Origin of the sequence: Nonomuraea recticatena, assembly GCF_039533245.1 — a bacterium.
GTDB classification, from domain to species: Bacteria; Actinomycetota; Actinomycetes; order Streptosporangiales; family Streptosporangiaceae; genus Nonomuraea; species Nonomuraea roseola.
Genome location: NZ_BAAATE010000039.1, coordinates 74,947 through 80,946, shown reverse-complemented (window position 1 = coordinate 80,946; position 6,000 = coordinate 74,947). Strand labels below are relative to the sequence as shown.

Below are 6,000 nucleotides of genomic sequence, written 5' to 3'. Positions count from 1 at the left end.
CGTCCGCGGCCTGATCCAGCAGGAGCGGGTCGTACCGGGTGGCGGCCGCCGCGGCCGGCCCCGCCGCGACCAGGGCGCTGGTGTGCAGCCGGCCGCGGCAGAACTCCTCCAGGCCCGCCGCGTCGCGGACGCGTCCGGCCGTGACGGCCGCTTCGGCCCCCCCGGAATGGGCGTGCCCGCCGGCGGGGAAGCGGCCGTCGGCCAGGAGGAGCAGTGCGGCACGGGTCATCGGGCGTGGCTCTCACTTCTCGTTGACGGCGCGGGCGCCGGGCATCGGTCAGAACAGGAAGTACCGCTGCGCCATGGGCAGCTCTTCGGCGAAGTGGTTCCACTGGACGTCCACGCCGTCGATGTCCGTGGCCACGTCCTTGGCCTTCGCTCCGCCGATCTCCACCTCGAAGGTGTCGGGATCGACGCGGACATCGGGGCGGGCGTCGTTCTCCCGCATGTCAGCCTTGAAGACCTTGCGGGTGTCGCGGATCGGCCTGAATTCTTTGGTCACCCTGAGCTCGGCGAGCAGGCCCGCCTTGAGAGCGTCCGCGGTGACGAAGTTGACGGAGTTGGCCGCAGGAGCCTGGCCGGTCGAGCCCCACACTGCGCGGGGCAGGACCGGCTGTGGGGTGGTGATGGAGGCGTTGGCGTCGCCGACCTGCGCGTAGGCGATCTGGCCGCCCTTGATGACCCGGTGCGTCTTGACGCCGAAGAACTTCGGCTCCCACAGCACCAGGTCCGCGAGCTTGCCCACCTCGACCGAGCCGACCTCGTGGTCGATGCCGTGCGCGATGGCCGGGTTGATGGTGTATTTGGCGACGTAGCGGCGGGCGCGATGGTTGTCGGAGCCCTTGTCACCGGCCTTGCCGCCTTCCTTGTCGCCTGGCAGGGGACCGCGCCGGGCCTTCATCACGTGCGCGGTCTGCCACGTTCGCATGATCATCTCGCCGATGCGGCCCATCGCCTGGGCGTCCGACGACATGATCGAGATGGCGCCGAGGTCGTGCAGGATGTCCTCGGCGGCCATCGTGGAGGGCCGGATCCGCGACTCGGCGAAGGCCCGATCCTCCGGCAACTCGGGGTTGAGGTGGTGGCAGACCATCACCATGTCGATGTGCTCCTTGACCGTGTTGACGGTGAAGGGCCGGGTGGGGTTGGTGGAGGCGGGCAGCACGTTCGGCAGGCTCACCATGGTGATCATGTCGGGGGCATGGCCGCCGCCGGCGCCCTCGACGTGGAAGACGTGGATCGGGTGGTCGCCGATGGCCTCGATGGTGTCGGCGACGGCGCCGGCCTCGTTCAGCGAGTCGGCGTGCAGGGCGAGTTGGACGCCGGTCTCCTGGCACACCTCCAGGCACCGGCGCAGCACGGCCGGGGTGGCGCCCCAGTCCTCGTGGATCTTGAAGCCGAGGATGCCCGCCTTCACCTGGTTGCGCAGGGACTCGGTGGACATGGTGCTGCCCTTGCCGAGCAGTCCGATGTTGACAGGGAAGGCGTCCAGAGCCTCGAACATCCTGCCGACGTGCCAGGAGCCGGGCGTGACGGTGGTGGCGGTGCTGCCCTCCGCGGGCCCCGTGCCACCGCCGATCAGGGTGGTGACGCCGGCGGCCAGCGCCTCGCCGATCTGCTCGGGGCAGATGAAGTGCACGTGGGTGTCGACTCCGCCCGCCGTGAGGATCTTGCCGTTGCCCGCGATGACCTCGGTCTCCGGACCGATCAGGAAGTCCGTGGCCGTGGCGTGCCCGTCGTGCAGCCGGCCCATGGTCTCGTCGTTGTAGGCCTTGCCCAGCGCGACGATTCGGCCGTCGCGGATGGCGACATCGGCCTTGACCACACCCCAGTGGTCCAGGATGACGGCACCGGTGATGACGGTGTCAGGCGGCTTGGGGGCGCCGAACCTCTTGGCGTCGCGCGGCGCGCAGGACTGGCCCATCGACTCACGGATCACCTTGCCGCCGCCGAAGACGACCTCGTTCCCGCTGCGTCCCGGACCGCCGGACCAGTCCTCGGTGACCTCGATCCGCAGGTCGGTGTCGGCCAGGCGGATACGGTCCCCGACCGTCGGGCCGAACCGGTCGGCGTACTCGACGCGGGTCAGCGGCTGATGCCTGGCATGCCTCTGGGGCGACGGCTCAGGCATCGAGGCGCCCTCCGACCTCGCCGCGCAGGCCCGCCACGATGCGCCTGCCCTCGATGGGTACCAGCTCCACTTCCAGCGGGCAGCCGGGTTCGAACCGCACGGAGCTGCCGGCGGGGATGTTCAGCCGCTTGCCGTAGGCGTCGGCGCGTTCGAACTTCAGGCCGGAGTTGGCCTCGTAGAAGTGGTAGTGCGAGCCGACCTGGATGGGACGGTCGTCGTCGTTGGTGACGCACACGGTCGTGATGTCACGGCCGACGTTGAAGGCCACGGGTTCGGCGTTCTGGGGATGGTCGATCTTTCCTGGATGATCCAGCGGTTCGCCGTCCGTCTCCGCGAGGGGATTGCGGAGGGTGACCAGCTTGGTGCCGTCGGGGAAGGTGGCCTCGATCTGGATGTCGGAGATCATCTCAGGGACGCCGTCCATGACGTCATCGCGGCTGAGCACCGTCGGGTCGGGGGTGCCCATGAGATCGGCGACGGATCTGCCCTCCCGGGCTCCTTCGAGAACGTAGGCGGCCAGCAGCGCGACCGCCTCCGGGTAGTTGAGCAGAACCCCCCGTTCCTTCCGCTTCCGGGCCACGTCCGCAGCCACATGAATCATCAGACGTTCCTGTTCGTGCGGAGTCAGGTGCACCCCGCCACCTCGCCTTCGCTTCGCCCCGGACTCTCCCGGGCCCACCGATGGTGCCGACACTGTTGCCGACGCCTGTGCGGCCTCAGCCATGCGGCGACCGCCCGCTCACTCCAGGCGCGAGCCGGCGCCCTCGCCTTTCGCGCCCGCAGGAGCGGCTGTTCACCGTGGTGACCCGCAAGGCGCCCGGCCCGGTCAGGTCAACACTCCGCAGCCAGCCGAACGTAACTCGATGAACACTGTGTGTGACATAGCGTGTCAGTGAGGTGTCAGTCACCACTGTCAGAGAGTTTGCATACCTGTCACACCGGCCCCTGTGGACTCGCCCAGGCCCGGCTCGCCATGTCCGGCTGCCGCGCCTGCTCGTCCTCCTCCGGCTCACCCAGCGCCGATGTCCTCTCCATCAGTCGAACCAAGGCGACGCCGCCCGCTGGCCCGCCACTCACCGACCTCACGAGCGTGGAAGGCGGGGCGATGTCCGGACGCGTACACCTCGAGTGGCGGGCCCGCACGTCGACGCCGGCGGCTGCGGGCCGCCGCCGGCGAGCCGCTCCTGCTCACACGGGTCGAGCAGGACCACTACGCCCCTGGCGCCGGCCGATCCAGGTTCTCGCTCATGAGTTCCTTCCTCGCCTGCCGCGCGAGGGCGACACGTCCGGCGTGCTGCCAAGGTCGTCCATAGGCGGGGTGTCGTGCTCCTTCGCGCAACTGCCGGCCGAGTCGGTGGCGGGATCGGCGGCGTCGTGACCGCCGGATGCGGCGCGCAGCTCGACGCAGCATCGGCCAGGGCGGGGAGCCAGGACCGCATTGATGCCGGCAGCCTGAAGTCCGGTGAGGAAACCCGCGACGAAGGCGTGGTTGATCCCGCACACCAGCTCGGGGGATCGGGCCGCGAGGGGGTGGAAGGGGCAGTTGAGCAGCCGCAGCTCGGTCGGGGCGTGGCGGTGCGGCTCGAAGCCGTGCTGCTCCAGCATGGTCTCGCTGAGCGTGAGGGAACGTTCGGGTCCCAGGCGGCCGGGACGGGCGTGGGCGCGCGTTTGTGCTCCCAGTTCCTCGCCCCGGTGGCGGGCCGTGCGCAGCGCGGCGGAGCGCGCGTCCTCACCAGGTTGCTCGGTGAGGACCGCGTCGATGAGGATCTCCGCGAGGACGTCGTGGTGGCGCTCGGGGATGCTGATGCGGATGTCGGTGTCGGCCGGCTCGTAGACCTTGGGCTTGCGGCCGACCTTGCGTACGCCGCCCGGGCTGTCATAGCGGGAACGCAGCAGCCCGCCGGCGACGAGCTTGTCCAGATGGAAGGCGGCCAGTTTGGCCGAGATCCCGGCGTCGCCGGCCGCCTCCTCCCGGGTCACAGGTCGGCGGGCACGCCGTACGAAGCCGTACAACCTCCGGCGCAGATCATCTCCGAGAACCAGGATCGCGTCGACGCTCGCCGCGGCGGAGGGTCGGGGCTGAGGCGAAGGCGGACTCGGGTCGGGGCTCATACCTCAAGAGTACCGCTAATCCAGAACGTCGTAACTCCCATCGGCCTCGTGTTTCAGCAGCTCGGCTTGACCCATCTCCGAATAAGTCCAATACTGGTTGGTGAAACTCTCAGGAGGGCGCACCATGACCAGGGATCTCCAGCAGCAGGCCAAACGGCCGGTCAGCGCCATGCTCGCCGGCCCTTACGGACACCCGTTCCATCCCATCCTGGTCACCGTGCCGATCGGGGCATGGGTAGCCAGTCTCGTCTTCGACATCGCCTCCCATCTCGTGGACGACCCGGACTTCCTGGCCCGGGGAGCCAGGTGGTTGATCGCCGTGGGGGTGATCGGCGCCCTGGCCGCTGCGCTGGTGGGCGTGCTGGATCTGCTGGCCATCCCCACCGGCACCCGCGCCTTCCGCGTCGCCCTCGTTCACATGACGCTGAACCTGCTGGTGACCGTCGCCTACGCGGGCAACTTCCTGTGGCGCCAGGCCGGAGGGGAACCGTCCGGCAGCGTCGGCATGGGCCAGCTCGCCCTCGGCGCCGTGAGCCTGGCCGTGCTCGGCGTCTCGGGATATCTGGGCGGCAAACTCGCCTACCACTACGGCGTGCGTGTCTCGGACGAGGCGACGCAGGCCGAGGGCTTCGTCTCTGTCCAGCGGCGGCCCGGCCGCACCGGCTGATCACGACCGTCGCCGCCGTCGGGAGCATCCGCACCCGGCCTTCCGCCCACACCAAGGGGAGTTCTCCTATGGACATCGCCGCACCGATCACCTGGGTGATCACCGCTCTCGGCGGTTTCTCCATGCTCGGCATCTGGATCGCACGCGGCGGCGCCCGAGGCGGTGCCAGCCGTCTGCCCGTACCGGCTGAACGGCACTTCCCCGTGCCGGTGGTCGCGGGGCACGGCCTGGCCGCCGTCGGGACCGTGGTCCTGGTCCTGCTCACCGCGCTCGGCCTCGGTGGCTGACATGACTCAGAACCCTCCCGCCGCTGCCCATATCGCCACCGACACCCCCCACGCGCCGAAATCGGCACACGCAGGACTGCACGTCGTCCATGACTCCACGGAGACGGACCTGGTGGCCGCCGAGCTCGCCGCCGGACAGTTCCTACGCGCTCTCGGCATCAGCACCGAGTCCGAGAGCACGCGCGGCACCCCCGGCCGGATGGCGCGAGCCTACGCCGAACTGTTCAGTCCCCGGCCGTTCGCGCTGACCACCTTCCCCAACGACGAGGGATACGACGAACTGGTCCTCGCCCGCAACATCCCGCTGCGATCCGTCTGCGAACACCATCTCCTGCCGTTCGTCGGGACCGCCCATATCGGCTACCTCCCCGGACGCCGGATCCTGGGCCTGTCGAAACTCGCCCGCGTCCTGGAGCACTTCGCCTGCCGCCCGCAGGTACAAGAGCGCCTCACCAAACAGGTGGCCGACTGGCTCCATGCGCAGCTGGATCCCCAGGGCGTCGGCGTCGTGATCCAGGCCGAGCACACCTGCATGACCTTGCGCGGCGTCCAAGCCATCGGCACCACCACCACGACCTCGACCCTGCTGGGAGTCCTGCGCACCGACGCCCGATCCCGCAGCGAGTTCCTTGCCTTGGCCGGCCCGCCCCGCTGACGGAGGCGTCGTCGGAGATCGACCTGGCGGACGCCGCGGTGGCGCGCATGGAGCCGGAGACGCCGCCCTCGGATCGGGATCACCTCGGAGCCGAGAATCGTCCGCGGGCGGCAACGCCGGCTGTCCTCCTCCTGCCAGGTAGAAGGTA

The 6,000-nt window shown here is 69.7% G+C and carries 6 protein-coding genes and 1 pseudogene; 3 read left to right on the top strand and 4 right to left on the bottom strand.

Going from position 1 to position 6,000, the window contains the following annotated elements:
* The 4 genes and pseudogenes from ABFX50_RS43545 to ABFX50_RS43530 all read right to left on the bottom strand — a co-directional run.
* Window positions 1-229, bottom strand: a pseudogene (locus ABFX50_RS43545) (urease accessory protein UreF); the annotation flags it as partial.
* Window positions 230-277: 48 nt separating this feature from the next.
* Entirely contained in the window at window positions 278-2,131 is a 1,854-nt protein-coding gene (locus ABFX50_RS43540) for an urease subunit alpha (protein WP_346155139.1), read from the bottom strand.
* Window positions 2,124-2,855 carry an urease subunit gamma gene (locus tag ABFX50_RS43535; protein WP_428834728.1) on the bottom strand — a complete coding sequence of 244 codons (732 nt, stop codon included), beginning with the start codon at window positions 2,853-2,855 and terminating at the stop codon, window positions 2,124-2,126. The genes ABFX50_RS43540 and ABFX50_RS43535 overlap by 8 nt, the downstream gene beginning before the upstream one ends.
* A 521-nt stretch (window positions 2,856-3,376) precedes the next feature.
* On the bottom strand, window positions 3,377-4,243 hold the full coding sequence (locus tag ABFX50_RS43530; protein ID WP_346155137.1) for a helix-turn-helix transcriptional regulator: 867 nt from the start codon (window positions 4,241-4,243) through the stop codon (window positions 3,377-3,379).
* Between the two features lie 124 nt (window positions 4,244-4,367).
* Here ABFX50_RS43530 and ABFX50_RS43525 point away from each other — a divergent pair, with 124 nt between their 5' ends.
* The 3 genes from ABFX50_RS43525 to folE all read left to right on the top strand — a co-directional run bounded on the left by ABFX50_RS43525 (window position 4,368) and on the right by folE (window position 5,852).
* On the top strand, window positions 4,368-4,910 hold the full coding sequence (locus ABFX50_RS43525) for a DUF2231 domain-containing protein (protein ID WP_346155136.1): 543 nt from the start codon (window positions 4,368-4,370) through the stop codon (window positions 4,908-4,910).
* A gap of 68 nt (window positions 4,911-4,978) precedes the next feature.
* Complete coding sequence (locus ABFX50_RS43520; RefSeq protein ID WP_346155135.1) at window positions 4,979-5,197, top strand: hypothetical protein; 219 nt, start codon at window positions 4,979-4,981, stop codon at window positions 5,195-5,197.
* Window position 5,198: 1 nt separating this feature from the next.
* On the top strand, window positions 5,199-5,852 hold the full coding sequence (gene folE / locus ABFX50_RS43515) for a GTP cyclohydrolase I (RefSeq protein ID WP_346155134.1): 654 nt from the start codon (window positions 5,199-5,201) through the stop codon (window positions 5,850-5,852).
* Window positions 5,853-6,000: the final 148 nt, after the last annotated feature.

Coding starts and splice junctions, on each gene's coding strand:
- ABFX50_RS43540 (WP_346155139.1), bottom strand. CDS start 2,131: ATGCCTGAGCCGTCGCCCCAGAGGCATGCCAGGCATCAGCCGCTGACC.
- ABFX50_RS43535 (WP_428834728.1), bottom strand. CDS start 2,855: ATGGCTGAGGCCGCACAGGCGTCGGCAACAGTGTCGGCACCATCGGTG.
- ABFX50_RS43530 (WP_346155137.1), bottom strand. CDS start 4,243: ATGAGCCCCGACCCGAGTCCGCCTTCGCCTCAGCCCCGACCCTCCGCC.
- ABFX50_RS43525 (WP_346155136.1), top strand. CDS start 4,368: ATGACCAGGGATCTCCAGCAGCAGGCCAAACGGCCGGTCAGCGCCATG.
- ABFX50_RS43520 (WP_346155135.1), top strand. CDS start 4,979: ATGGACATCGCCGCACCGATCACCTGGGTGATCACCGCTCTCGGCGGT.
- folE (WP_346155134.1), top strand. CDS start 5,199: ATGACTCAGAACCCTCCCGCCGCTGCCCATATCGCCACCGACACCCCC.